Source organism: Paraburkholderia sp. 31.1 (assembly GCF_014397645.1).
GTDB lineage: Bacteria > Pseudomonadota > Gammaproteobacteria > Burkholderiales > Burkholderiaceae > Paraburkholderia > Paraburkholderia tuberum.
This window is the reverse complement of sequence record NZ_VZQN01000188.1, coordinates 1-743: the sequence shown is the minus strand read 5'-3', so window position 1 is coordinate 743 and position 743 is coordinate 1. Positions and strand designations below refer to the sequence as shown.

The 743-nt window shown below is 65.7% G+C and carries 1 protein-coding gene; it reads right to left on the bottom strand.

All coding sequences use genetic code 11. The features are described from left to right. A partial coding sequence (locus F6X37_RS35940; protein WP_187614686.1) for a type VI secretion system Vgr family protein occupies positions 1–743 on the bottom strand: 743 nt, incomplete at both ends.

Below are 743 nucleotides of genomic sequence, written 5' to 3'. Positions count from 1 at the left end.
CCTCCATGACAACCGAGGCCCCGCCGCAGTTGAGCGTGATCTTCGACTTCGCCGACACCTGCACATCCGCACTTTCGCTGGCGACACGCAACTGCTTCTGCGCGAACAGATCCATGCCGTCCGTGAGCGCTGCCATCAGGACCTTCCCCTTCGCCGCGATAAATTTCATCCCGAGCTTGTGTGCACACAGCGAAATCAGATCCCCCGCCACCATGCGCAGGCGCCTAACGACGCTCACGTCCATGTCCTGGCCTGCCGTGACAATCGCGTTCTGCCCCGCCGAGTGCTGCATTGATTTCGGCGTCACGAACGCCATGCCGCCGGGGGCGCTCGCGAGCAGCCCTGCGTCGCGAAGCTGGTTCAGCCCGTCGAGCAGCGCCGACTGCGTGGCGCGGTCGGCCGGATCAGCACCGGCCTGCGTGGTCGCCGTTGCCAGATCCGTCACGCGCTGCAGGGCCGCCTTGAGCTGCGCGACAGCGGCGGGCATGTCCAGGTGCGGGGTATCCGGCCCGGCTGCCGCGTCCGCCGAGAGGAACAGGCCCTTCGCCGCGCGTGCCGTGCCCCACGATTTAGTGGTAGCCTCAAACCCCTCTCCGCGAGCGAGCTTTTTGCTGTTGAGCAGGTAGCCCTGGTTGAAGGCCGTCTGGCTGTAGACCGTCGCTATGCGGGCGCTCTCCTTTCCTTGCAGATCGTTGAACACCACCTCCGCACCGAGCAGCGGGGAACGCCAGATGGCATAGCTA